At 71.6% G+C, this 22,271-nt stretch carries 25 protein-coding genes; 16 read left to right on the forward strand and 9 right to left on the reverse strand.

Annotated features, from left to right (window positions below):
• Window positions 1-4: 4 nt before the first annotated feature.
• Window positions 5-892 (reverse strand): hypothetical protein, encoded by an 888-nt coding sequence (locus ACIBF7_RS01455; RefSeq protein ID WP_271276830.1) that lies wholly within the window; start codon window positions 890-892, stop codon window positions 5-7.
• A 115-nt stretch (window positions 893-1,007) separates the two neighbouring features.
• Between ACIBF7_RS01455 and ACIBF7_RS01460 the strand changes: the two genes are divergently transcribed.
• The 3 genes from ACIBF7_RS01460 (at window position 1,008) to ACIBF7_RS01470 (ending at window position 2,862) form a co-directional block, all read left to right on the forward strand.
• Window positions 1,008-1,520, forward strand: a complete 513-nt coding sequence (locus tag ACIBF7_RS01460) for a SigE family RNA polymerase sigma factor (RefSeq protein WP_308248732.1) — start codon at window positions 1,008-1,010, stop codon at window positions 1,518-1,520.
• Entirely contained in the window at window positions 1,507-2,247 is a 741-nt protein-coding gene (locus ACIBF7_RS01465; RefSeq protein ID WP_397196105.1) for a hypothetical protein, read from the forward strand. Before ACIBF7_RS01460 ends, ACIBF7_RS01465 begins: the two co-directional genes overlap by 14 nt.
• A gap of 135 nt (window positions 2,248-2,382) precedes the next feature.
• Window positions 2,383-2,862 (forward strand): DUF4240 domain-containing protein, encoded by a 480-nt coding sequence (locus ACIBF7_RS01470; RefSeq protein ID WP_397196106.1) that lies wholly within the window; start codon window positions 2,383-2,385, stop codon window positions 2,860-2,862.
• Window positions 2,863-2,911: 49 nt separating this feature from the next.
• Here the strand turns inward: ACIBF7_RS01470 and ACIBF7_RS01475 are convergent, their stop codons facing one another.
• Both ACIBF7_RS01475 and ACIBF7_RS01480 read right to left on the reverse strand, forming a co-directional pair.
• Window positions 2,912-4,453, reverse strand: a complete 1,542-nt coding sequence (locus ACIBF7_RS01475; protein ID WP_397196107.1) for an OmpA family protein — start codon at window positions 4,451-4,453, stop codon at window positions 2,912-2,914.
• A 104-nt stretch (window positions 4,454-4,557) separates the two neighbouring features.
• On the reverse strand, window positions 4,558-5,706 hold the full coding sequence (locus ACIBF7_RS01480; RefSeq protein WP_397196108.1) for an FAD-dependent monooxygenase: 1,149 nt from the start codon (window positions 5,704-5,706) through the stop codon (window positions 4,558-4,560).
• Between the two features lie 53 nt (window positions 5,707-5,759).
• Here ACIBF7_RS01480 and ACIBF7_RS01485 point away from each other — a divergent pair, with 53 nt between their 5' ends.
• The 5 genes from ACIBF7_RS01485 to ACIBF7_RS01505 all read left to right on the forward strand — a co-directional run bounded on the left by ACIBF7_RS01485 (window position 5,760) and on the right by ACIBF7_RS01505 (window position 8,372).
• On the forward strand, window positions 5,760-6,317 hold the full coding sequence (locus ACIBF7_RS01485) for a TetR/AcrR family transcriptional regulator (protein ID WP_271276824.1): 558 nt from the start codon (window positions 5,760-5,762) through the stop codon (window positions 6,315-6,317).
• 79 nt (window positions 6,318-6,396) lie between these two features.
• Window positions 6,397-6,993, forward strand: a complete 597-nt coding sequence (locus tag ACIBF7_RS01490; protein ID WP_364229401.1) for a hypothetical protein — start codon at window positions 6,397-6,399, stop codon at window positions 6,991-6,993.
• Window positions 6,990-7,226, forward strand: a complete 237-nt coding sequence (locus ACIBF7_RS01495; protein ID WP_271276822.1) for a hypothetical protein — start codon at window positions 6,990-6,992, stop codon at window positions 7,224-7,226. The genes ACIBF7_RS01490 and ACIBF7_RS01495 overlap by 4 nt, the downstream gene beginning before the upstream one ends.
• On the forward strand, window positions 7,219-7,935 hold the full coding sequence (locus ACIBF7_RS01500; RefSeq protein ID WP_397196109.1) for a hypothetical protein: 717 nt from the start codon (window positions 7,219-7,221) through the stop codon (window positions 7,933-7,935). Before ACIBF7_RS01495 ends, ACIBF7_RS01500 begins: the two co-directional genes overlap by 8 nt.
• Window positions 7,932-8,372 carry a tetratricopeptide repeat protein gene (locus ACIBF7_RS01505; RefSeq protein ID WP_271276820.1) on the forward strand — a complete coding sequence of 147 codons (441 nt, stop codon included), beginning with the start codon at window positions 7,932-7,934 and terminating at the stop codon, window positions 8,370-8,372. The genes ACIBF7_RS01500 and ACIBF7_RS01505 overlap by 4 nt, the downstream gene beginning before the upstream one ends.
• A gap of 1 nt (window position 8,373) precedes the next feature.
• On the opposite strand, the gene ACIBF7_RS01510 is transcribed toward ACIBF7_RS01505, so the two are convergent.
• From ACIBF7_RS01510 to ACIBF7_RS01520, 3 genes are all read right to left on the reverse strand, one after another.
• Window positions 8,374-8,976, reverse strand: a complete 603-nt coding sequence (locus ACIBF7_RS01510; RefSeq protein ID WP_397196110.1) for a hypothetical protein — start codon at window positions 8,974-8,976, stop codon at window positions 8,374-8,376.
• 93 nt (window positions 8,977-9,069) lie between these two features.
• A complete protein-coding gene (locus ACIBF7_RS01515; protein WP_148035427.1) occupies window positions 9,070-10,353 on the reverse strand; it encodes an acyl-CoA dehydrogenase family protein in 1,284 nt (427 codons plus the stop codon).
• On the reverse strand, window positions 10,350-11,207 hold the full coding sequence (locus ACIBF7_RS01520) for an enoyl-CoA hydratase/isomerase family protein (protein ID WP_397196111.1): 858 nt from the start codon (window positions 11,205-11,207) through the stop codon (window positions 10,350-10,352). Before ACIBF7_RS01520 ends, ACIBF7_RS01515 begins: the two co-directional genes overlap by 4 nt.
• Before the next feature lie 74 nt (window positions 11,208-11,281).
• Between ACIBF7_RS01520 and ACIBF7_RS01525 the strand changes: the two genes are divergently transcribed.
• From ACIBF7_RS01525 to ACIBF7_RS01550, 6 genes are all read left to right on the forward strand, one after another.
• Window positions 11,282-12,556: a hypothetical protein gene (locus tag ACIBF7_RS01525; RefSeq protein ID WP_219542899.1), complete on the forward strand. Its 1,275-nt coding sequence runs from the start codon at window positions 11,282-11,284 to the stop codon at window positions 12,554-12,556.
• Window positions 12,553-13,767: a CaiB/BaiF CoA transferase family protein gene (locus tag ACIBF7_RS01530; RefSeq protein ID WP_397196112.1), complete on the forward strand. Its 1,215-nt coding sequence runs from the start codon at window positions 12,553-12,555 to the stop codon at window positions 13,765-13,767. Before ACIBF7_RS01525 ends, ACIBF7_RS01530 begins: the two co-directional genes overlap by 4 nt.
• Window positions 13,768-13,851: 84 nt before the next feature.
• On the forward strand, window positions 13,852-15,036 hold the full coding sequence (locus ACIBF7_RS01535; protein WP_397196113.1) for an acyl-CoA dehydrogenase family protein: 1,185 nt from the start codon (window positions 13,852-13,854) through the stop codon (window positions 15,034-15,036).
• 18 nt (window positions 15,037-15,054) lie between these two features.
• Window positions 15,055-15,846: an enoyl-CoA hydratase/isomerase family protein gene (locus tag ACIBF7_RS01540; protein ID WP_148035432.1), complete on the forward strand. Its 792-nt coding sequence runs from the start codon at window positions 15,055-15,057 to the stop codon at window positions 15,844-15,846.
• A 43-nt stretch (window positions 15,847-15,889) separates the two neighbouring features.
• Window positions 15,890-16,645: a 3-oxoacyl-ACP reductase FabG gene (fabG, locus tag ACIBF7_RS01545; RefSeq protein WP_397196114.1), complete on the forward strand. Its 756-nt coding sequence runs from the start codon at window positions 15,890-15,892 to the stop codon at window positions 16,643-16,645.
• Window positions 16,645-17,103 carry a MaoC family dehydratase gene (locus ACIBF7_RS01550; protein ID WP_397196115.1) on the forward strand — a complete coding sequence of 153 codons (459 nt, stop codon included), beginning with the start codon at window positions 16,645-16,647 and terminating at the stop codon, window positions 17,101-17,103. The genes fabG and ACIBF7_RS01550 overlap by 1 nt, the downstream gene beginning before the upstream one ends.
• Before the next feature lie 50 nt (window positions 17,104-17,153).
• On the opposite strand, the gene ACIBF7_RS01555 is transcribed toward ACIBF7_RS01550, so the two are convergent.
• From ACIBF7_RS01555 to ACIBF7_RS01565, 3 genes are all read right to left on the reverse strand, one after another.
• Entirely contained in the window at window positions 17,154-18,155 is a 1,002-nt protein-coding gene (locus ACIBF7_RS01555) for an LLM class flavin-dependent oxidoreductase (RefSeq protein ID WP_219542896.1), read from the reverse strand.
• 9 nt (window positions 18,156-18,164) lie between these two features.
• Window positions 18,165-19,034, reverse strand: coding sequence for an amidohydrolase (locus ACIBF7_RS01560; protein WP_271276811.1), 870 nt, complete (start codon window positions 19,032-19,034; stop codon window positions 18,165-18,167).
• Between the two features lie 72 nt (window positions 19,035-19,106).
• Window positions 19,107-20,303, reverse strand: a complete 1,197-nt coding sequence (locus ACIBF7_RS01565; RefSeq protein ID WP_148035436.1) for an acyl-CoA dehydrogenase family protein — start codon at window positions 20,301-20,303, stop codon at window positions 19,107-19,109.
• A 136-nt stretch (window positions 20,304-20,439) separates the two neighbouring features.
• On the opposite strand from ACIBF7_RS01565, the gene ACIBF7_RS01570 reads away from it, so the two are divergent.
• Window positions 20,440-21,393 carry a MaoC family dehydratase gene (locus tag ACIBF7_RS01570; protein ID WP_397196116.1) on the forward strand — a complete coding sequence of 318 codons (954 nt, stop codon included), beginning with the start codon at window positions 20,440-20,442 and terminating at the stop codon, window positions 21,391-21,393.
• Window positions 21,394-21,448: 55 nt separating this feature from the next.
• The gene (locus tag ACIBF7_RS01575; RefSeq protein ID WP_271276810.1) at window positions 21,449-22,195 is read left to right on the forward strand and encodes a GntR family transcriptional regulator; all 747 of its coding nucleotides are present in this window, start codon (window positions 21,449-21,451) and stop codon (window positions 22,193-22,195) included.
• Window positions 22,196-22,271 lie beyond the last annotated feature (76 nt).

Below are 22,271 nucleotides of genomic sequence, written 5' to 3' on the forward strand. Positions count from 1 at the left end.
GCGCTCAAGGCAAGGCGGGCACGGTGGGCGGGGAGTCGGTCCAGCCCACCTCGATCAGCGTCTTGTCGTACGACCCCTCAAGGAGCGGCTTGCCGCCGAGTGTGGACTTCTGGCTGTCCGACAACAGCACCATCCTGCCGGTGTCGACGATCAGCCTCCGCTCGACCACGTTCCTCTTCTCGCCCGTCCCATACGTTGTGTTGATCACGACGACGGTGCCGGACCTGCCCAGGCTGTCCTTCGCGGTGCCTTCCATGCGGACGTTCGGAGACTTCAGCAGAGCCTCCCAGGCCGCGGCGCGGACCTCCCTCGGAGCGGGAAACTGGTGCAGGAGCTGCGGCAGGACCGAGGTGAGCCAGTTCGCGACGGACTCAGTGAGCCCGCCGACGCGGGCCGCCCTCGTGAGCCAGTCCTCCAACCGTTCCGGGTCGGCGGGCAGGCGCTGGACCTCCTCGTACGTCAGCCACTGCCCCGCGACCCAGAACTGGCCGCGATCCGGCAGGAGGAGACCCACATGGCCCTTGGAGTGCTTGCCGGACAGCTTCACGATTTTGCCGTCGATCGTCTTGCCCCATTGTGTGGGGGAGCCGTCACGCCGCCACGCCTTCTTGTCCGCCGGGCTTTCCGGCCGCGTCGCCAGTTCCCGGTATCCGTTCCAGGCCTTGCCGGCGGGAGTCGCCCACTCCTCCGAGACGCTTGTCTCCAGGAGCGCATAGGGGTGCGACTTGGTGCCGAACCGCCAGGGGTGGGTGGAGGTCGTCACCGACCTGGTGTGCCAGTAGGCGCCCTCGGGAGGAGCGGCCGCGACGGCCGCGGGAGCGCTCAGGACGGTGCCGGCCAAGGCCAGGGCGGCGGTGAAGGTCATCGATCTGCTGCGGGGAAACGCGGTCATGACCATCCATACGCCTGAGCCGCCCGAACGGTTGCCCGCGAGATCGTACGAGCCCGGCGGGCAACGGTTCCCGGGACCGGGGCGTATTAGAAGGCGTGAAATCGAACGGACAGACGTGAACGGAGCAGAGCATGACTTCGGCTCCTTCGTGGCCGCTCGCGCCACCAGCCTCTTACGGGTCGCCTATCTCGCCTGCGGCGACCAGACGGAGGCCGAGGACCTGTTGCAGACGGCGCTGGAGCGTACCTACAGGAACTGGCACCGGGTCCGCCACGACAGTCCCGAGCCCTACGTGCGCCGCGTCATCATCAACGCGGCCATCAGCCGCGCCCGCCGCCGGGCGATCCTCAACATCATCCCCATGCACAGCCCGCCGGAGACGTCGGCCCGCGAGAAGGACTCCGACCTCGTCCACGTGCTCATGAACGCGCTGCGTGCCCTGCCTCCCCGGCAGCGCGCGGTGATCGTCCTGCGCTACTGGGAGGACCTCACCGAGACGCAGACCGCCGAGGTGCTCGGATGCGCCGTCGGCACGGTCAAGAGTCAGGCGTCGAAGGCCCTGGCCAAGCTCCGTACGGCGCTCGGCCGGGACATCATGGAAGGAGCGTGTGACAATGCCCAGGCTTGAGGACGAGATCCGCCGGCTCATGGAAGGCGAGACCGCGCGGTTGCACGCCGCTCCCGACCTGCTCGACCGGGTGATGCGTCTGCGCCGGGCACGGCGGGCCAGGGTCAAGACCGCGATGGTGACCGCGTCCGTGCTCGCGTCCGTGACCGTCGTCGCCGCGCCCGCCGTCTACCTGGCCACCGCCGCCCAGCGGGCCACGCCCAGCACGCAGGCCACGACCTCCGCGACGCTGGAGCCCGCCATCGACGACACCCCGCCCGTGCGGACCGAGCCGAAGAACCTCGGGGACCTGGGCGACGGGTTGGCGTTCGGGCACGTCAAGGTCGGTTACCTGCCCGAAGGACTGCGATGGTCCACCTGGTCGATCGACCACGGCGACGCGTACTCCACCTCGTACAACTACAAGGGCGATGAGAAGGGCTTATACCGGGTTCAGATCTTCATGTTCGAGGAGGAGGCCGTGAAGGAGATCACCGAACGGATCCAGCGCTATCGCGAGGAGAAGGACGGCGAGGACGTGATGATCGGCGACCGGAGCGGCTATCTGGTCGTGCAGCACGTCGGCGAGGACGGCATGGCGGGCTCCCCGACCCTCTTCCTCAAGATGGGCGACCGGCAGTGGGCCGAGATCACCTTCAGCCCCGTGTACGCCAAGGAGTTCTCCGGCGCCGAGGCCGTCAACACCGAGCTGAGGAAGATCGCGAAAGGACTCACCTCCACCATGTGACGCCCAGGGGACCGGCGGTCCTGATCGCGTTCGCACAGCATCGCCGAGCCATGGATCCCGTTCGAGGACGGCGGGAGGACATTGACCGGACAGAACATGGAAGCCCCGGCCGTGTCTGCCATGATCCGGTGATGGATGTCGACCTCGTCCATCACCGGGTTCGGGTCGTACAACGGGTTCGAGTACTTCGTCCAGTGGCTGATCAGTTTCGGGCGGGACGCGTACGAGGAACTCGTCGAGTGTCCTGACAAGATCGTCGAGTTGCCGCACGTCCAGCGGCTCCGGTGGTTGACGCGGACGTACAGACACGAGCGGACGAGCTGGTCGCGGGACGGAGGGTTCCGGCTGGACCGGCAGACGCGCACGAGGCTGCAGAAATGGCCGGACGAGGAGTGGCCGGAGTTCGAGCTTCTGGGGTACGTGGCGCATCAGGCGTACGACGAGGCCGGCGGCTCCGACGACAGCTACATGGAAGGGCTCCGGGATCGCGGGGTCGAGCCGAGGTTCCCCTTCTGCGGCTACGAGGAGGAACCCGAGGGCGAGGCGTGGGACTTCGAGGACCCGGCCGAGTTCGTCCGGCGGCTGCCGAGGACCGCGTATCACTACGGCGGCTGACGGAGAACGCCCACGGCGATCCAGCCGCGTGCCCGCCGACAGCGACTCCTCAGGTGATCGGGACGTCGCGCATCGGCTCGAAGGCGAACAGCTCGACGTCCACCGTCCGCACGTCCGGCGGTGGCGAGGTCATCAGGGCGAACGTCCTGACCCGCCCGCCCTGCGGCAGCTTGCCGAGCTGGCTGCACAGGCAGTGGTGAGCGGGCGGACCGGACGTGCGCAGCACGTGATAGCGGTTGTCGTCGGTGTCGGCGAGCGAGAGCCAGAAGAACTCGAAGGCCGCGATGTCGGTGGTGCCGGTGGACCTCCGGGCGTCCTCGTCCAGGGCGGCGTCCTGCATCGTGATCTCGCGCGAGCTCTCGTTGCGGAAGTCGAACGTGGCGATCAGAGTGGTGGGGCTCAGCCGGCGCAGTTCCACCAGGTCCGCGGTGACGCCCTCCATGCCCCGCAGCCCGGCGGCCGTCGCCCCGGTGGTGGCCGGCACGGACGGGCCCTCCTCCGGCTTCGGGACGGACGGGGTGGCCTGCGCGGTGGGGGCCGATCGCGGATAGCTCACCTCGACCCGGCGGTTGGCGGCGCGTGCCGCCTCCGAGCCGCCCTGCTCCTTCGGCTCGCGCTCGCCCTTGCCCTCGACCTCGAAGGTCAGGTCGCCGTCGGCTCCCGAGGCGCGGAGCGCCCGCTCCACCGCTTCGGCGCGGCGGCGCGAAAGCCCCAGGTTGTACGTGTCGTCGCCGACGTCGTCGGTGTGCCCGACGATCCGCACGGTCCCGGCGGCCTGGCTGCGGATCCGTTCGGCGGTGCCGCGCAGCGTGGCCCGCGCCTCGGAGGTCAGGCTCGCCTTGTCGAAGGCGAACAGCACGTCGGTGTCGAGTGCGATCTCCACTCTGTCGGAGGTCTCGGAGACCTTCTCGGCGGCGCCGCTGAGGTGGGTGGCCAGACCTCGGGTGTTGGGGAAGGCCGCGGCGATGGCGGCGGGGCCGGGCTCGTCCGGCGCGGCGGCCTGTCCGCGCGGGCCGATCGGCAACGGGGCCGTGACACCGGCGGCGAGCAGGCCCACCGCGACGCTGGTGGTCTCCGCGGGCACCCGGTAGACGATCCAGGCCTGGGCGGGCTCGGAGGTCACCGTCACCTTCCCGGACAGCTGGGTGCACAGGCAGGCCGCGCCCATCTCCTCCTTGTCGCGCTTCATCGCCAGATACACCGACAACCGTGGCTCGTCGAGGAGGAAGAATCCCGCCGAGGACGCGGTGTAGTTGTAGGCCACGGTGCCGGCGATCGCCGGGGGACCGAACTGGCCCAGATCGACCTCGCCGCGCTCGGCGCTGATCCGCAGCCGTGCGGTGACCGTGTCGGGGGTCGTCCGTTCCAGCGCGACCACGTCGATGCGGCCCGTGCCGGACCCGTCCCCCTCGCCGCCGACCCGCAGCGTCGCCAGCGCGGCGGGCCCTTCGGGGGCGGTCGGGGACGCGGCCGGCGCCGACGGCTCCGGTGCGCTCCGGGGCGGCTGCGCGGCGCACCCGGCCAGCAGCGCGACGACCGCCAGCGCGCTCGCCGTGATCGTGGTCCTACGGCCCGCGCGCCATAACGGCATGGTCATCCCCTCGTCCGCCCGACCGTTGATAGGACTTCGAACAACGGCATCCCGTCCGAGTCAGGATTTAAGCAGACTCGTCCGCGATGCGGGCGGATCAGCTCTCACTCGGCGTGCCAGAGGGCCGCGAGCTGCCGGGTGGCCAGGCGGGACGGTATCGCGCGCAGGAGCGCGTCGCGGAGCCACGCGGTGACGCCCGTCCGCGAGGTCAGCCGTGACTGCCGGAACGCGCCCCGCATGACGCGGTTGGCGCTGGGCCGGCGCTCGGCGTCGTAGCGCAGCAGCCGCTCGGCGGCGTCCGCCGGCTCGGCGCCGGTGAGGTGGCGGGTGAGCGCGGCGGCGTCCTGGAACGCCTGGCTGGCGCCCTGGCCGAGATCGGGTGGCATGCCGTGCGCGGCGTCGCCGAGCAGCGCGACCCTGCCGGACACGTACGAGGGCAGAGGTTCGGCCAGGCCGGCGATCGGGTCGACGTGGATGTCCGAGGGCGGCGTGTCCTCGATCAGCCTGGTGACCAGCGGGTGCCAGTCGGCCATCAGGGACAGCATCTGCCCGCGCGCCTCCTCGGGGCCGGGCGGCGCGCCGCGCAGAGCGGTGTCGGTGAACCAGTAGAGCCGGTCCTCGCCGACGGGGAACAGGCCGAACATCGCCCCGCTGCGGCGGTCGACCAGCTGGCAGGCGAGCAGGTCCGGCGTGAGGTCGCCGGGGCGGGGCAGCATGCCGCGCAGGTCCAGCCGGCCGGTGCGGCGCAGACCGGGGTGGCGGGGGAACAGCTGGGCGCGCAGCTCGCCGGCGATGCCGTCGGCCGCGACCACGACGTCCGCTTCGGCGACGGCACGGCCCCCGCTGATCACGGCCACCTCGGAGTCGCCGATCTCCAGACGGTCGACCGGGGTCGCGGTGCGCACCAGGTCGGCGGGCAGCGGGGCGCGCAGCGCCTGGTGGAGCTCCGCCCGCTCGACGATGACGACCGCGCCGATCTCCTGCTGCGCCTGGATCACGTCGGTGACGAGCAGCGGCCGGCCGCGCCAGTCGCGCAGCCCTCCGGCGAAGGCTTTCGTGTGCCGCCCGCGGACGTCCTCGGCCAGCCCCAGCGCGTCGAGTGCGCGCAGCCCGTTGGGCATGATCGCGATCCCGGTGCCCTTCTCGCGCAGTGCGGCGCCCCGTTCGAGGAGTGTCACCTCGTGTCCCGCACGGTGCAGCCCCACCGCGACCGCCACCCCGCCCAGCCCCGCGCCGACCACCGCGATCCTCACGCGCCCTCCATTCACTACGATCGTACTAGTACGACTATTGGTAACATGGCCGCATGCCGCCCGCCAATCCGGCCCGTCGCCGGGCCCTGACCGATGCCGCCATCGAGTTGCTCGCGTCGTCGGGGGTGCACGGGCTGACCCATCGCGCGGTGGAGAAGGCGGCGGATCTCCCGCCGGGCACGGCCTCCAACTACTTCCGCAGCCGGGAGGCGCTGCTGGTGGCCGCGGCCGAACGCGTCGCCGAGCTGCATCACGCCGACACCGGCCGGGCCGTCGGGCGGCCCGCTCCCCTGGTCGACCTCCTGACCGAATCGCTGTTCGCCGCGGCGACCACCCTGCGCACCCGCTACCTGGCGATCTTCGAGCTCCAACTGGAGGCCGCCCGGCGACCGGCCCTGGCCCAGGCGCTCACCGGCCTTCACGACACGGCCTCACAGATCACCGCCGGGCAGCACGACCGGCTCGGCCTCACCATCCCGCGCGAGAAGATCCCCGCGATGATCGCTCTTTACGGGGGCGCCCTGTTCACCCTCGTCACCGCACCGCCCGAGAACGTCAATAAGGATCTGGTACGCGACCTGGTGCGGGTCATCGTGGACGGCTGCGCCTGAGCCTTGTTTCCGGTGTTTCACATCGCGTCAGTGATCCGGGTCATTCTGCTCGATCCCATTCAGGTCTAACGTGACGCGTATGCCGTCGTTCAAGCCGCCTCGGTGGTCCAAACCGGCGCCGCTCGGCTATGGCCACGCCGCGGACGCGGCGCATTTCGTCGCCGCGCCACTGCTGGTGGCGGCGGGCGTGGCGATGATCGGCGTGGTGGGGGCCGATCGGGAACAATTCCGGTGGCCGGGAATGACCTTGTTATTCCTTTCCATCGCCATGATCGTTCTTGTGGGGAGCATTCAGTACGGATTCCAGGCCCGGGCGCTCCTTTATTCGGCAGGCGATCTGGAGGACTGGTGGGGGGCCGCCGATCTGGAACGACATGAGGAAACTCTGCGTTCCCGGCAGCGGGAGGAATTCCGGCAATGGAAAATCAAGATCGGAAAGGCCGTACTTCTCTATAACGTAGGAGTGGCCATGCTCGGCGCGGGCCTGAGCCTGTGTGTCGCACCTCCGGCGGACGCCGGGGCGGGTGAGGCGATACCCCGCTGGATCGCCTGCGCACTCGTCGGAGCCGCCGCCGTCGCCGAGTTCGGCTGGGCGGTGCTGGCACGACAGGACTTCCAGCTCCACCGGCCGGCATGGCCGCGCATCCGTGGACGCGGTGAGGAGCGAACGCGGTGACTGTGTCATTCGGCGGGCAGCGCCACCAGTTCCAGTGCCCGTTATGCGATCTGTCGATCGCCGGCAGCAGAGGAGGCACTCCCCGGGCTCGCATCAGAGCCGCGTGGGACCTGCATCTCGAAGGCTGCGACGGGCGGATCGTCGACCCGATCCGGCTCAGAGCCATGACCCGCGACGCGGCCCGCGAGGAGGCCGAACGCCTCCGCGAGACCGAGAGCCCGGCGGATGACTGAGCTGATCCGATTCGGCGGACCCGCGCCGCCGGCCGCCGTGGCCGGAGGCGGTCCCACCGACCTGTCGGGCTTGATGCAGGAGTTCCTGCACTACTTGGCCAAGATCTGGCTGCTGGAGCACGAGTCGCCCCACGACGCCGCGGGGCTGGCGCGCTTCGATCTGGATCGGGTCATCGCCGACTACCGGGAACACCGGGCCAGGAACCGCGAGATCCCCCTCGGCGACGGGCTCGACGTGGAGGAGAGCTTCCTGCTGACGCAGATCGTCGCCGGCCGGCCGTTGCGCTGCCTGCTGAACTCGGCCATGCCGGAAGCGCCGACGGCCAGGATCCAACGGATCACGTCCCTCGACCCGGCCGCCCTCGTCCAGGACGTCCGCGGCCGATGGAAGATCGAGCTCGATGCGCGTACTCCGATGAGCGGGCAGTTGGCAAGGTGGGGCACCCTGGCCCCGGCTTTCACCGCCCTCGTCTACGATCGCGTGAAGGGCTTCGGTCACTGCGTGCTGCTCCGCGGCGTCGAGCGCGCATCCGGGAGCTTCGTCTACTGGGACCCCTGGCCGCTGCGCTCGCTGCTCTGCGCGGAGAACAACGAGGCCGGCGCGGACGCCCGGCTCGTGGACCAGGACCAGTTCCTGTGGGCTCTGGAGCCGGCCTCGATGGAGCACGTGCTGTTCGCCGTCTTCGTGCCCGCCGCAGGAGTGACATGAACGGTTCCGAGTACGTCCGGCGGGGCGACGAACTGATGGCCGCCGGGCACATCGCCGCGGCGGTCGAATGCTTCGCCACCGCTCTCCGCCTCGATCCGGGTGATCCCGATGCCCACTTCGGGATCGGGTTCTGCGCGTACCAGAGCGGCGACGACGCCCGCGCCGTCAGCGCGCTGACGACCTGCATCGAGCTGCGACCGGAGTCTCCTTCGGTCGCCACCGCGTACATGATGAGATGCATGGCCAGGGCCAATCTGCAGGACCGTGTGGGAGCCATGGAGGACTACCGGGAGGCGGTGTCCCGGGATCCCATGATGGCGGAGATCATCGAATCCATGACCTGCGTCGGAACGGCGCAGCTCGCGGTTCTGGCGGCGTTCTATCCGGCGAGGATGGCGCGGATCGCGCAGAAGCTGACCGCCCTGCACCCGCGATAGATCAGGACATCTCCGGCTCGGCGTCCCAGAGCCGGAACTCGGCCGACACCACCATGGGCCGGTGGGCCGAGACGCTCACGTAATACAGCAGGCAGTCCCCGGCGGGAAGGAGCGGCGGGACCTTCTTCAGCGCGAACGCCAGGCCGGACATCTTCAGGACATGGGTGTTCTCGCCCTCACGAGCCATCTCGCCGATCGCGTGCTTCACCGGGGCCGGGTCGCGCAGCACGTGGACGAACTCCGCCATCCGGCTGTCGAACGGGCCCACGGCCAGGATGAAGAGGACGATCACCGCGAACACCACGCCAGGGAACAGACCTCCCTCCGTCTCCATGGTGGACGTCTCGAGCTCGCCACGCACCAGGCGGACGAAGAAGAGCACCGTCGGCAGCGCGAACACGGTCAGGGCGATCAGTCCGCCGGCGGTCCACACCAGGGCGTGGTAGACGATCCGGCGGACCAGGCGGCGGCGCTGCCGGCGTGACAGGCGGCCGAGCTGGTTCTCCTCCAGGTCGGCCTGGGTGAAGTGGAACTCCTTGGCCAGCAGCGCGGTCAGCGCCCGCACCGGCTCGACGGTTGCCGCCGCTCCCTGTTCGCGCCGCATCCCGCACCTTTCGCCACGTATGCGTTGCCCTGACCACCATTCAGCCTGCCGGGCGGCAGGATGTCCACTCTCCCGTCGGCTGGGCGGCGCGGGTCAGCTGCGGGGCAGGTCGCGCCAGGGCTTGCCGCGGTACGGGTCGAAGTCCTTAGGGAGGCCGAGCACGCGTTCGGCGATGACGTTCTTGTTGACCTCGGTGGTGCCGCCCTCGATGGTGTTGGCGCGGCTGCGGAGCATCCCTCGGGTCTCGGCGGGCATCGAGGCCCAGTACTCGGCGGGGGACGACGCCGTGCCGGGCCAGGCGATGGCGTCCTCGCCGGACAGGGTGGCGGCCGTCTCCTGGATGCGCTGGTTGAGGTCGGTGCCGTGGACCTTGCCGATCGAGCTCTCCGGGCCGGGGGGCAGGTTGCCGGCCTGACGGGCGCGGACGCGGCGGTTGGTCCAGGTGCGGACCTGTTCCTCGCACCACAGCTCCACGATGCGGGCGCGGACCAGCGGGTCGTCCCAGCCGCCCGGGAGACCGGACTCTGTGCGGCGGCGGGCCAGGCGGACGAGGTGCGAGGCGCTGACGCCGCCGATGCGGTCGACGCCGACGGAGCCGCCGCCCGACACCATCTGGCGCTCGCCGGCGAGCGTGGCCTGGGCGACCCGCCAGCCGTTGCCGGGGTCGCCGAGCCGGTGCGCGTCGGGGACGCGGGCGCCGTCGAAGAACACCTCGAAGAACTCGGCCTCGCCGCCGATGTGCGGCAGCGGCCGCACCTCGACGCCGGGCTGGCGCATGGCCAGGAGGAAGTAGGTGATGCCCTGGTGCTTGGGGGCGTCGGGGTCGGTACGGGCGAGCAGCACCGCGTAGTCGGCCTGGTCGGCCCAGGTGGTCCATACCTTCTGGCCGTGCACGACCCAGGTGTCGCCGTCGAGCTCTGCCCTGGTGGAGAGGGAGGCGAGGTCGCTTCCGGAGCCTGGCTCGCTGAAGAGCTGGCACCAGATCTCCTCGGCCCTGGTGATCGGCTTGAGGAAGCGCCGCCTTTGTTCCTCCGTGCCGTGGGCGAACAGGGCGGGGGCCGCCAGGTTGAGGCCGAGCGGGTTGAGCCGGGGCAGGTGGTAGGGGCGCAGCGCCTCGTCGGCGGCCACGGCGGCCCTGCGCGACCAGCCGAGGCCGCCGTAGTCGACCTCCCAGGTGGCCGCGACCAGTCCGGACGCGCCGAGCTCGGGGTACCACGCGCGGTACTCCTCGCGCGTCCGGACGGTGCGCACGGCGCGCGGGCCGCCCTGCTCGCCGGCCTCGCGCCAGGCGGTGGGCAGGTGGGCCGCGATCCAGGCACGGGCGGCCTCCACGGCCTCGCCTGGGGTGACGTCCGGGCCGGTGGGCAGTGCGGTCATGGGTGGATCTCCCCGTCAGCGTGAGGGCTCGCGCCCTGAGAGCGAATGGCGTCAGAAGGCCCTGCCTCCGCGCGGGCGGACTCCGGGCGAGCCTGCGTGCGGGCGGACTCCGGGCGAGCCTCCGCGCGGGCGGCCTCCACGCGGGCCTCCACGCGGGCGGCCTCCGCGCGGGCGGCGGTGCGGCCGAGTTCCTGGGCGCGCCAGAGGGCCTGCTTGAGCGCGCGGGCGTGCGCGGGGTCGGCGGCGGCGACGGTCTCGGCGACCCGCTGGGCCGCGTCGCGCAGGGCGTCGGGCTCGACGACCTCGCCGACCAGGCCGAGCTGGTACGCGCGCGCCGCGTCGAGCCGCTCGTGGACGCCGATCAGCGCGAGCCGGGCGGCGGCCGTGGCGGAGATCCGGCGCACCAGGCCGATCGCCTCCCAGGCGCTGACCTGGCCGACGCTGACGTGCGGGTCGAGGAAGGTGGCGGAAGCGGAGGCCAGGACGATGTCGGCGTCGACCACGAAGTGCAGCCCGCCGCCCGCGCAGACGCCGTTGACCGCGGCCACCACGGGGGTGCGGACGCCGAGATGCCAGCCGGTCAGCTCCAGCTCCCCGGCACGGGTGCGGCGGCTCGACTCGCGCAGGCTGGCGGGATCGCGGGCGAGCGCGGCCATGTCGAGCCCCGTCTGGAAGGCACGGCCGCGGCCGGTGACGACGATGCAGCGTACGTCGTCGTCGGCGTCCAGCTCGCGCCAGGCGAGCGGCAGCTCGGCCATCATCACGGCGTCCATGGCGTTGCCCGCCCGCGGCCGGTCGAACTCCAGCCAGCCGACCGGGCCGCGGAGCTCGACCGCCAGCGTCTCGTACGCCATCCGACCCCCTGTTCCCTCTGCCATAGTTATATATAAGATAGCAAAGAAAAGGCGAGAGAAGGCGGACAGGTTACATGGCTCCGACGGAAGAGAAGACCCGCCCCCGGATCACGGACGAGGGGGTGGAGGCGCTGCGGGCACGCATCGGCATCCCCCAGCCCAACCCCGTCCCGCCCCACTACCTGCGTCCGGGCACCGACGCGTTCCGGATCGTGGCCCGCGCGTACGGCGACGACAACCCGCTGTGGTGCGACCCCGACCACGCCGCCCGCTCCCGCTGGGGGCAGCCCATCGCCCCGTTCCCGCTGGTCGGCGGCGACAGCCTGATCGGCGAGGACGTGCTCACCGAGGCCGACCTGGCCCGGCAGGACGAGGTCAGGGGCGACCCGCTGCGCGGCGTGCACGCCTTCTACTCGGCCTGCGAGCGCGAGTGGTGGAACCCGCTCTACGAAGGCCGGGCCGTGCACCGGCGCAACGCGCTCGTGGGCGTGCTCGACAAGCCCAGCGAGTTCAGCGGCCGGGCCGTGCACGAGTGGAACGCCAACGTCTTCGCCACCGCCGACGGCACCCCGCTGGCCGGCCAGTACCGGCTGATGATCCGTACCGAGCGTGACGAGGCGCGCAAGCGCAAGAAGTACGACGACGTCGCGATCGAGCCGTGGACCGAGGAGAAGATCGCCGAGATCGACGCCCAGTACGCCGCCGAGCGGGCGCGCGGCGCGGAGCCGCGCTGGTTCGAGGACGTCGAGGAGGGCGAGGAGATCGCCCCGCTGGTCAAGGGCCCGCTGACGGTGACGGACATGGTCTGCTGGCACACCGGCATGGGGATGGGCGTGTACGGGGTCGCGCCGCTGCGGCTGGGCCACCGCAACCGGCAGCGCATCCCGCGCTTCTACCACCGCGACGACCTGGGCGTGTGGGACGCGATGCAGCGGGTCCACTGGGACCCCGAGTTCGCCCGCCGCTCCGGCAACCCGACCACCTTCGACTACGGGCGGATGCGCGAGACGTGGATGATCCACGCCTGCACCGACTGGATGGGCGACGACGCCTGGCTGTGGCGGATCCGGGTGGAGTTCCGCAAGTTCAACTACGTCGGCGACGCCCAGTGGATCACCGGCAAGGTGGTGCGCAAGCACCTCATGGAAGACGGCAACGGCGTCCACCCGGCCGTGGACCTGGAGCTGGCCGCCACCAACCAGCGCGGCGAGGTCACCGCGCCGGCCACCGCCACCATCCTGCTGCCGAGCCGCGAGCACGGCCCCGTCGCCCTGCCCGAGCCGATGGGCGGCGCGACCACGCTCGACGGCACCCTGCAGGCCGCGATCCGGCACTTCTCCCGGACATGACCAGGCCGCTCGACGGCGTGCTGGTCGTCTCGATGGAGCAGGCCGTGTCCGCCCCGTACGCCACCCGCCAGCTCGCCGACCTGGGCGCGCGGGTGATCAAGGTGGAGCGGCCCGACGGCGGCGACTTCGCCCGCGCCTTCGACACCCACGCCAACGGCACCGGGGCGCACTTCGCCTGGGCCAACAGGAACAAGGAGTCGCTGGCCCTGGACGTCAAGACGCCCGGGGGCCGGCGGGTCGTCGGCGAGCTGCTTGCCAGGGCCGACGTGTTCACGCACAACCTGGTGCCGGGGGCGGCCGCCCGGCTGGGGCTGGACGGCGCGTCGCTGCGCGCCGCCCACCCGCGCCTGGTGGTGTGCGAGATCTCCGGGTACGGCACCGGCGGGCCCTACGACGGGCGCAAGGCGTACGACCTGCTCGTCCAGGCGGAGTCCGGGCTGACGGCGATCACTGGCAGCCCGGAGGAGCCGGTCAAGCCGGGCATCTCGGTGGCCGACATCGCGGCGGGCATGTTCGCCTTCTCCAGCGTGCTGGCGGCGCTGCTGCGGCGTTCCGCCACCGGCGAGGGGTGCGTGCTGGAGGTGTCCATGCTGGACGCGATGGCGGACTGGATGGGGTACCCGCTGGTGGTGCGCAGGCACGGCACCCAACCCGCGCTCGCCTCGGGGATGAGCCATCCGGCCATCGCGCCGTACGACGCCTACCGGGCGGCCGACGGGCGGCTGGTCACGGTGAGCGTGCAGAACGACCGCGAGTGGGCCAAGCTGGCCGCGTCGGTGCTGGGGCGGCCGGAGCTGGCCGACGACCCCCGGTACGCGACCAACCAGGCGCGCGTCGCGCACCGCGGCGTCATCGACGGGCTGGTGGCGGACGCCATCGGGGCCATGGACGCCGACCGCGCCGTGGCCGCCCTGCACGCGGCCGGGATCGGCTGCGGGCTCGTCAACGACCTGGCCGCCGTCGTCGACCACCCCCAGCTCGTGGCCCGCGACCGCTGGCTGACCGTGCCCGCCCCCGCCGGCCCGGTCTCCGCCCCGCTCCCCCCTCCGGTGACCGCGGCCTGGCAACCCCCCGCCGGCCCGGTCCCGGGCCTGGGCGAGCACACCGAGGCGGTGCTGCGGGAGCTGGGGTACGACGCGGCGGCCATCGCGGAGCTGCTGGCGGAAGGCGCCGTCGCCTGCGGCGACTCGGCCACGGGCCGGGAGACGTGACCGTGGCGTCCGTAGACCTCCGGCGATCAGAAGACGACCGAGGAACCGCGAGGTCGGCGATGCGGGGACGAGTGAGGAGGGGTCATGACGGTGACGTCCGAAGAGGACCTTGAGGAGTTCCGCGGGAGCGTGCGGGGCGCGCTTTCGGCGGTGAGCACCTCGGGGCGGGTCCGGGAGGCGATGCTGACCGGGAGTGGGTGGGACGAGCCCACGTGGCGCGCCCTGGTGCAGCTCGACCTGCCCGGTCTGATGCTGCCGGAGCGGTGTGGCGGCAGCGGGCTCGGCGCGGCGGAGTTCGCCGTGGCCGCCGAGGAGTGCGGCGCCTGGCTGGCCTGCTCGCCGCTGTTCGGCACGTCGGTGCTGGCCGTGCCGCTACTGCTCGCGCTCGGCGACGACGCCGCGCTCGACGCGTACGGTCCGCGCATCGCGAGCGGCGACCTGACCGCCACCGTCGCGCTGGCCGAGGCCGGCGCCCGCTGGGACGTCGAGGCGATCCGCACCACCGCCCGTCGCGACGGCGACGGCTGGCGGCTCGACGGCGCCAAGACCCACGTCGTCGACGGCGCCACGGCGGACCTGCTGCTGGTCGTCGCGAACACACCCGACGGACCAGCCGTGTTCGCGGTCGAGCGCGCCACGGCTCCAGTCGAGGGCCCGGACGGGCGCGACGCCAGTCCGGGCGCATCCGCGAAGCGCGACGCGGATCCGGGTGGGGCCGGGATGGTCGTGGAGTCGCTGGTGACGCTGGATCTGACCAGGAAGATGGCGCGGGTGGCGTTCGACGGCACGCCGGCCGTGCTCGTCGGACCGGTCGGGTGCGCGGGTGAGCTGGCCGGGGCCGCCGACGTGTCGCGGGCGTTGCTCGCGGCCGAGCAGACCGGGGTCGCGCAGCGGTGCCTGGACATGACGGTCGAGTACGCGAAGACGCGCATCCAGTTCGCCCGCCCGATCGGCTCGTTCCAGGTCATCAAGGAGCGGCTCGCCGACGCGCTGATCAAGGTCGAGTCCGCGCGCTCCGCCGTCTACACGGCGACCCGCTCGGAGGGCCCGGCGCTCGCGCGGGACTCGCGGGTGGCCGCGCTCATGGCGGGCAAGGCCGCGTCCTGGGTCACCGCCCAGACGATCCAGCTGCACGGCGGCGTCGGCTTCACCTGGGAGCATGACGCCCACCTCTACTTCAAGCGGGCGCGTACGAGCGCTCACCTGCTCGGGGAGGCCGGCGAGCACGTGACCGCGCTCGCCGGGATGCTCGAGCGCGAGGTCGTCTGACATGAGAGGGACACGAGCATGACGTACGAGACCATCAAGGTGGAACGGCACGGCCGCGTCGGCTGGCTGATCAACGCCCGCCCCGGCGTGCTGAACGCGATGAACAACGCGATGCGCGACGAGCTGGCCGAGGCCTGGCTGGAGCTGGACCGGGACCCGTCGGTCCGGGTGATCGTGCACACCGGTGAGGGCCGCGCCTTCCAGACGGGGGCGGACCTCGCGGAGATAGCCGGTGACGGTGTGGGCATGCAGCGCTACCAGGACAGCCTGATGAACTTCGACCTGCACTTCACCTCCTGGCACCAGAACGTCTCCAAACCGGTCATCGCCGCCGTGAACGGCATCTGCGCCGGCGGCGGGCTGCACTTCGTGGCCGACGCCGACATCGTGATCGCCGCGTCCGACGCCACGTTCTTCGACCCGCACGTGAGCGTCGGCCAGGTGACCGCCATCGAGATGATCGGGTTGGCCAAGAAGATCCCGTTCGAGGCGGTGATGCGGATGGCGCTGGTCGGGTCGCACGAGCGGATGTCCGCCCAGCGCGCCCTCGAACTGGGCCTGGTCAGCCAGGTCGTGGACCCGCCGGAGCAACTGCGCGAGGCCGCGCAGGAGCTGGCCGAGAAGGTCGCACGCAACTCCCCCGCCGCGATGGCCGCCACCAAGAAGGCCCTGTGGGCGGCGCTGGAGCTGGGGCTGACGGACGCCTGCAAGGTGGGCACCCAGCACCTCGTGGGCATGTGGGGGCATCATGACCAGAGCGAGGGCCCCCTCGCCTTCGTCGAGAAGCGCGAACCCCGCTGGGCTGAGTGACGCACGAGCACGATCGACCCGCTGGGCTGAAAGAGAGAAGAGGATGGGTATGGAGATGAACCTGCTCGAAGGCCGCGCGGCCGTGGTCACCGGCTCGGCGCAGGGCATCGGCCTGGCGATCGCGACGGTCCTGGCCCGCAACGGCGCGTCCGTGGTGGTCAGCGACGTCAACGCGGAGGGTGCCGAGCAGGCGGCCGCCGACCTGGAGGCCCAGGGTCTGAAGGCGGTCGCGGTGCCGTGCGACGTGACCGACGAGGCGGCCGTCGAGGCGCTGGCCGACGCGTGCAAGAACGCCTTCGGGTCGCTGGACGTCATGGTCAACAACGCCGGCATCACCCGTGACGCCACGATGCCGAAGATGACCCTGGAGGACTTCAAGAAGGTGGTGGACGTCCACCTGACCGGGGCCTGGCTGGGCACGCGGGCCGCGGCGCGGATCATGCGGGAGCAGCGGCGCGGCGCCATCATCAACATCTCCTCCATTTCCGGGAAAGCCGGAAACTTCGGGCAGACGAACTACAGCTCCGCCAAGGCCGGCATGATCGGCCTCACCAAGGCCTCCGCCCGCGAGCTCGCCCGCCACCAGATCCGGGTCAACGCCATCCAGCCCGGCCCGATCCGTACGGCCATGACCGCCGGCATGCCGCCCGAGGCGCTGCAGAAGATGCTCGACAACATCCCGCTGGGCCGCATCGGCGAGCCGGAGGACATCGCCAACGCCGCCCTCTTCCTGGCCTCCGACCTGTCGTCGTTCATCACCGGCATCACGGTGGAGGTCGCCGGCGGGAGGCACATGTGATGCGCGTCTTCGAGAGCCTCGCCGAGTTCACCGCGCAGGCCGGGCAGACGCTCGGCACCAGTGACTGGCTGGAGATCGGGCAGGAGCGGGTCGGCACGTTCGCCGACGCCACCGGCGACCACCAGTGGATCCACGTCGATCCGGTACGAGCCGCGGAGGGGCCCTTCGGCACCACGATCGCGCACGGCTACCTGTCGCTGTCGCTGCTGCCGGTCCTGGTCGGCACGATCTACCGGATCGAGGGCCTGCGGATGTCGGTCAACTACGGGCTGAACAAGGTGCGCTTCCCCAGCCCGGTGCCGGTCGGCTCGCGGGTGCGGGTCACCACCGAGCTGCGGGAGGCCAAGGAGTCCAACGGCGGCGTCATGGCCGTGCTGGGCTCGACGATGGAGATCGAGGGCGGGACGAAACCGGCCTGCGTGGCCGAGACGATCTCGCTCTACTACCCGAAGGGCTGAGAAGGGCCCGCCCCCTCCGGAGCGCAGTAACCGGAGGGGGCGGGCGTCGGCTACCAGCTCTTGAGCGTCGGCAGCACGCGGTCGGCGAACCGCTTGAGGTCCTCGTACGCCTCCTCGGGCGGCGTGCCGCCCGCCGGGCCCGAGTGCACGATGTCGGTCAGCGGCAGGCCCTTGACCAGGCCCTCCAGCGTCCCGATCACGGTGTCGGCGTCGCCGATGATCTCGTAGTCGCGGTAGGCCTCGGGAGTGGGCGCGAGTCCGTACTGCAGGTCGGGGTCGCCCATCTCGTCGCGGATGCGCCGGTAGAAGTCCCAGCGCTCGAAGATGAGGTCCTTGCGGCGCTCCCAGACGGCGTCGGGGTTCTCGTCGGTGACGGTGATCGCCCACGGGTTCGACACGCGCACCTGGTCGCGCTCGACGCCGGCCTCGGCCAGGCCCTCGAAGTAGGCCTGGTGGAACTCGGGGTCCACGGAGGCGCCGTGCAGGTTGGCGCCCATCCTGCCGGCCCGGCGGGCGGCGGGCGGCGCGGTGGCGGCCACCCAGAGCGGCGGGTGCGGCTGCTGCAGCGGCGCGGGGGCGACGGTGACGTCCTTGAGGTCGTAGTAGCGGCCGCTGTAGCTGAAGGGCCGCTGGGTCCAGGCCAGCTTGAGCACCTCCAGGCCCTCCTGCATGCGGGACGGCCTGGTCTTGGGCGAGTAGCCGAGCGCGTGGTACTCGGCGGCGCTGTGGCCGGAGCCGACCGTCACGTCCAGCCGGCCTTCGGACACGTGGTCGAGGACCGCCGTCTCCTGCGCCAGCATGGCCGCGTGGTGCAGCGGGAGGATGTAGACGTACGAGCCGATCCTGATGGTCCTGGTGCGCTCCGCCAGCATGGTGAGGAAGATCGGCACGGACGGCGCGTACCCGTCCGGCTGGAAGAAGTGCTCCTGCACCATGACGTAGTCGAAGCCCATGGCCTCGGCCTCGCACATGAGGTGGAGGCAGTCCTCCCAGTGGTCGCGCCACGGCCGCCCGTGCGGGTTGCGCATGTCCATGGTGAATCCGACGTGCACGGTCTCTCCTCAGATCCGGTAGCGGCGCTCGGCGTTGGCGGCGAACACCCGGTCGCGCTCGGCGGCGGTCAGGTCGCCGGTGGCGCCCAGGTAGGCCTCGGCGACCTTGTCGTAGCCGCCGAAGAGCGAGTCGACGGGGAAGTTGCTGCCGAAGAAGGAGCGGTCGACGCCGAAGACGTCCAGGCATGCCTGGATCCACGGGCGCAGGGTCCCGGCGTCGAGCGTGTGCAGGCTCATGGGCAGGCCGGAGATCTTGCAGTCGACGTTGGCCAGCGAGGCGAGCCGGGTCAGGCCCTCGCGCCAGGCGGTGAACTGGTCGGGGTCGCCGCCGTCGGGCCAGCCAGCGTGCTCCAGCACGACGGCGAGGCCGGGGAAGTCGCGCAGCAGCGGCAGCCAGCCGTCGACCTCGCCGGGGTGGATGACGACGTCGAAGACGTGGCCGCCGGCGTCGAGCAGCTCGGCCAGCCGCCGGGTGACCGGGTCGGCCGGGTCGAACCCGTACAGCACCCTGATGCCCCTGAACAGCGGGCTCTTGGCCTGCTCGGCGAGGTCGGCGGCGACGGTCTCGGCGTCCGCGCCCGGCTCGACGGCGCCGATGACGGCGCCGACCAGGCCGTGTTCGGTGGCGACCCGGTCGAGCCAGCGGGCCTCGTCCAGGTGGGTGCCGGGGGCCGTGACGGCCGAGACGTGCACGGCCTTGACCACGTCGAGGCCGGAGCCCGCGGCGTCGGCCAGGTAGTGCTCAGGCAAGTAGTCGCGCCGCAGGCCGGCCATGTCGCCGATGCCGAAGTCATCGGAGTCCTCGGGCGGGTCGAGGGCGGGATACCACTTGTGCTCGGTCAGATGCCACAGGTGCATGTGGCTGTCAACGAAGCGCACCGGAGGCCACCTCACTTGAATCATTACAACAATAGCTAAGATACCGTCTCAGCTGGGCCCCTGTCCACGACATCACCCGGGCAGCCCGTACTCCTCCAGCAGCCGGCGGCCGATGATCATGCGCTGGATGTCCGCCGTGCCCTCGCCGATGAGCAGCATCGGGGCCTCCCGGTAGAGGCGCTCGATCTCGTACTCGGTGGAGTAGGCGTAGCCGCCGTGGATGCGGAAGGACTCCTCCACGACGTCCCGGCAGTATTCGGAGGCGAGATACTTCGCCATCCCCGCCTCCAGGTCGTTGCGCTGCCCGGCGTCCTTCTTGCGCGCGGCCATGACCATCATCTGGTGCGCGGCCTCGACCTTGGTGGCCATGTCGGCGAGCCTGAACTGCACCGCCTGGTGCTCGGCGATCCGCTTGCCGAACGTCCGGCGCTCCTGCGCGTAGCGGACCGCCAGCTCGAAGGCGCGCAGCGCGACCCCGCAGCCGCGGGCGGCGACGTTCACCCGGCCGACCTCGACGCCGTCCATCATCTGGTAGAAGCCGCGCCCGGGGGTCCCACCCAGCACCTGCGAGGCGGGGGCGCGGTAGCCGTCGAAGACCATCTCGGTGGTGTCGACGCCCTTGTAGCCCATCTTCGAGATCTTGCCGGGGATGGTCAGCCCCGGCTCGACCTCGCCGTATCCCGGCTCCTTCTCGACCAGGAACGTGGTCATGTTCCGATAGACCGAGTCCGCGCCCTCGTCCGTCTTCACCAGCACCGCGACCAGGTTGGCCGTGCCGCCGTTGGTGAGCCACATCTTCTGACCGTCGATCACGTACCCGTCGCCGTCGCGCGCGGCCCTCGTCGTGATCGCCGAGACGTCCGACCCGCAGCCGGGCTCCGACATCGAGAACGCGCCGCGCACCTCGCCGGTGGCCATCCGCGGCAGGTAGTGCCGCCGCTGCTCCTCGGTGCCGTGCTTCATGATCATGTACGCGACGATGAAGTGGGTGTTGACGATGCCCGACACGCTCATCCAGCCCCGGGCGATCTCCTCCACGGCCAGGGCGTAGGTCAGCAGCGACTCGCCCAGCCCGCCGTACTCCTCCGGGATGGTCAGCCCGAACAGCCCCATCTCGCGCATGCCTTCGACGATCTCCTGCGGGTACGCGTCCTCGCGCTCGAGACGCTGGGCCACGGGCAGGATCTCCTTGTCCGCGAACTCCCTGACCGTGCGGAGAATCTCCCGCTGCACGTCGGTGAGTCCGTCGGTCTGCGCGAGCCGTCCCATGCGTACCTCCTCGTCGATTTGTACGGCCATATTTATGACACATGCCCGGTACGCGTCACAAGGGCGGGTTGACAGCCACGCGGCGGGCCGGTTTTGATTTGGCCGTATATTTCCGCACGAGAGCAGGAGACAGCCGGTGGCGATCGTGGACGGCCCGTACTTCGAGGACCTGCGCGCCGGGATGCGGTTCGACGGCGCCCCGGCCATCACGCTCACCGAAGGGCTGGCGGCGGCCCACCAGGCGATCGTCGGCTGCCGGCTGCCGCTGGCGCTCGACCACGGCCTGTCGCGCCGGGTCGCCGGCGCGGCCCTCGCCGCGCCCCACCTGGTCTGGGACGTCGCCATCGGCCAGTCCACGGTCGCCACCCACACCGTGGTGGCCAACCTGTTCTACCGAGGCGTGGTGTTCCGGCGGGCGCCCGCGATCGGCGACACGCTCACGACGGTGACCGAGGTGGCCGGGCTGCGGCAGAACTCGCGCCGCCCCGGCCGCGCGCCGACCGGGCTGGCCGCCCTCCGGATCAGCACCACCGACCAGGAGGGCCGCCCGGTCCTCGACTTCTGGCGGTGCGCGATGCTGCCGCTGCGCGACGGCGACCTCGACACCGGCCACGCCGAGGACCTGTCGGCCGTCGGCGCCGCGCCGGGGCACGACGAGCTGGCCGCGGTGACGGCCGGCTGGGACCTGTCCGCCCACCCCCAGGGCGGGGCGTTGAGCGTCGGCGACGTGTTCGAGGTGGCGGGCGGCGACGTGGTCTCGTCGGCCCCCGAGCTGGCCCGGCTCACGCTCAACGTCGCCAAGGTGCACCACGACGCGGCGGCGGGCGAGCGCCTGGTCTACGGCGGGCACACCATCGGGATCGCGCTCCACCAGGCCGTGCGGGCGCTGCCCTCGCTGGTCACCGTCGTCGGCTGGCACGGCTGCGACCACCTCGGCCCGGTGCGCGAGAACGACACGCTCACCAGCACCGTCGAGGTCGAGCGGCTGGACCCGCTGCCGTCCGGCACGCTGGCGCACCTGCGCTCGCGGGTCCGCGCCAACCGCTCCACCGACGTCCTCGACTGGCGTTTCGCGGCGGTGCTCGCGTGATCGGAAAGCCGGCGCGGGCCGGTAGGCTGCCGCGGGGTCGACGGGAGGTCGGGCGATGGCGAGCACCGGGCGCAGGGAGAGCAGCTACAGCGCGCTCGCCCGCGAGGTCCGCGGCGACATCCTGTCGGGCCGCTACGCGGACGGGCGGCGGCTCCCCACCGAGGCCGAGCTCGCCGAACGTCACGGGGTGAGCAGGCAGACGGTACGACGCGCGTTCCAGGACCTGGTCGCCGAGGGCCTGGTCTACAGGGTCCCCGGGCGGGGCACGTTCGCCAGCCCGCGCGAAGGCACCTACCTGCGCCAGTTCGGCTCGGTCGAGGACCTCATGGCGCTGTCGGTGGACACGCGGATGGACATCACCGTGCCGCTGCACCGGCGGGTGGACGTGGCGGCGGCCGGCCGGCTCCGGCTGGCCAGCGACGCCGTGAGCAGCCTGGCGTTCCGGCGGCTGCACGACGCGGTGCCGTTCTGCCTCACCACCGTGTTCCTGCCGCCGCACGTGGGCGGACTGCTACGGGACGTGCCGGAGCTGGCGGCCGAGGGAGCCACCAGCGCGTTCACCGTCATCGGGCTGCTCGACACCCGGCTCGGCGCGCCCATCGCGGAGGCCGACCAGAGCATCACCGTCGCCGCCGCCGACCCGGCCACGGCCCGCCACCTCGGCTGCGCCCCCGGCCACCCACTCCTGCGGATCGACCGCCTCTACCACGACACCGAAGGCACCCCGGTCGAGCTGGCGATCAGCCACTTCCTCCCGGAGCACTACTCCTACCGCACCCACCTCCGCCGCAGCATCACCTGACCCCCACAGCGTCACAGGCGCGGGTGCCGGGGTCCTGCCCCACCCACCTGCACCGCAGCGTCAGCTGAGCGCCGCG

Origin of the sequence: Nonomuraea sp. NPDC050478, assembly GCF_044458265.1 — a bacterium.
In the GTDB taxonomy this organism is placed as follows: Bacteria; Actinomycetota; Actinomycetes; order Streptosporangiales; family Streptosporangiaceae; genus Nonomuraea; species Nonomuraea ferruginea.

Bases quoted from the DNA above. Each gene is read 5' to 3' on its own strand.
- ACIBF7_RS01455 (WP_271276830.1), bottom strand. From the start codon at position 892: ATGACCGCGTTTCCCCGCAGCAGATCGATGACCTTCACCGCCGCCCTG.
- ACIBF7_RS01465 (WP_397196105.1), top strand. From the start codon at position 1,507: ATGCCCAGGCTTGAGGACGAGATCCGCCGGCTCATGGAAGGCGAGACC.
- ACIBF7_RS01470 (WP_397196106.1), top strand. From the start codon at position 2,383: ATGTCGACCTCGTCCATCACCGGGTTCGGGTCGTACAACGGGTTCGAG.
- ACIBF7_RS01475 (WP_397196107.1), bottom strand. From the start codon at position 4,453: ATGCCGTTATGGCGCGCGGGCCGTAGGACCACGATCACGGCGAGCGCG.
- ACIBF7_RS01485 (WP_271276824.1), top strand. From the start codon at position 5,760: ATGCCGCCCGCCAATCCGGCCCGTCGCCGGGCCCTGACCGATGCCGCC.
- ACIBF7_RS01490 (WP_364229401.1), top strand. From the start codon at position 6,397: ATGCCGTCGTTCAAGCCGCCTCGGTGGTCCAAACCGGCGCCGCTCGGC.
- ACIBF7_RS01500 (WP_397196109.1), top strand. From the start codon at position 7,219: ATGACTGAGCTGATCCGATTCGGCGGACCCGCGCCGCCGGCCGCCGTG.
- ACIBF7_RS01505 (WP_271276820.1), top strand. From the start codon at position 7,932: ATGAACGGTTCCGAGTACGTCCGGCGGGGCGACGAACTGATGGCCGCC.
- ACIBF7_RS01510 (WP_397196110.1), bottom strand. From the start codon at position 8,976: ATGCGGCGCGAACAGGGAGCGGCGGCAACCGTCGAGCCGGTGCGGGCG.
- ACIBF7_RS01515 (WP_148035427.1), bottom strand. From the start codon at position 10,353: ATGACCGCACTGCCCACCGGCCCGGACGTCACCCCAGGCGAGGCCGTG.
- ACIBF7_RS01520 (WP_397196111.1), bottom strand. From the start codon at position 11,207: ATGGCGTACGAGACGCTGGCGGTCGAGCTCCGCGGCCCGGTCGGCTGG.
- ACIBF7_RS01525 (WP_219542899.1), top strand. From the start codon at position 11,282: ATGGCTCCGACGGAAGAGAAGACCCGCCCCCGGATCACGGACGAGGGG.
- ACIBF7_RS01530 (WP_397196112.1), top strand. From the start codon at position 12,553: ATGACCAGGCCGCTCGACGGCGTGCTGGTCGTCTCGATGGAGCAGGCC.
- ACIBF7_RS01535 (WP_397196113.1), top strand. From the start codon at position 13,852: ATGACGGTGACGTCCGAAGAGGACCTTGAGGAGTTCCGCGGGAGCGTG.
- ACIBF7_RS01540 (WP_148035432.1), top strand. From the start codon at position 15,055: ATGACGTACGAGACCATCAAGGTGGAACGGCACGGCCGCGTCGGCTGG.
- fabG (WP_397196114.1), top strand. From the start codon at position 15,890: ATGGGTATGGAGATGAACCTGCTCGAAGGCCGCGCGGCCGTGGTCACC.
- ACIBF7_RS01550 (WP_397196115.1), top strand. From the start codon at position 16,645: ATGCGCGTCTTCGAGAGCCTCGCCGAGTTCACCGCGCAGGCCGGGCAG.
- ACIBF7_RS01565 (WP_148035436.1), bottom strand. From the start codon at position 20,303: ATGGGACGGCTCGCGCAGACCGACGGACTCACCGACGTGCAGCGGGAG.
- ACIBF7_RS01575 (WP_271276810.1), top strand. From the start codon at position 21,449: ATGGCGAGCACCGGGCGCAGGGAGAGCAGCTACAGCGCGCTCGCCCGC.